This window comes from Saccharothrix sp. NRRL B-16348, assembly GCF_001280085.1.
GTDB lineage: Bacteria > Actinomycetota > Actinomycetes > Mycobacteriales > Pseudonocardiaceae > Actinosynnema.
This window is the reverse complement of the sequence record NZ_LGED01000172.1, coordinates 1-225: the sequence shown is the minus strand read 5'-3', so window position 1 is coordinate 225 and position 225 is coordinate 1. Positions and strand designations below refer to the sequence as shown.

General features: G+C 55.6%; 1 rRNA gene. It reads right to left on the bottom strand.

Annotated features, from left to right (window positions below):
- Window positions 1-225, bottom strand: a 23S ribosomal RNA gene (locus ADK67_RS16640); the annotation flags it as partial.

The following is a 225-nucleotide window of genomic DNA, read 5'->3' as shown; positions in this document are numbered from 1 at the left end:
TTTGGGGTACGGGCCGCATGAACACTCACTAGAGGCTTTTCTCGGCAGCATGGGATCACTCTACTTCGCCTCAATCGGCTATGCATCACGTCTCAGCCTATATGCAGCACGGATTTGCCTATGCTACGGCCTACACGCTTACACCAGTACTACCACTCACTGGCGGAGCTACCCTCCTGCGTCACCCCATCGCTTGACTACTACAAGTTCAGGTCCCGCGCTCCA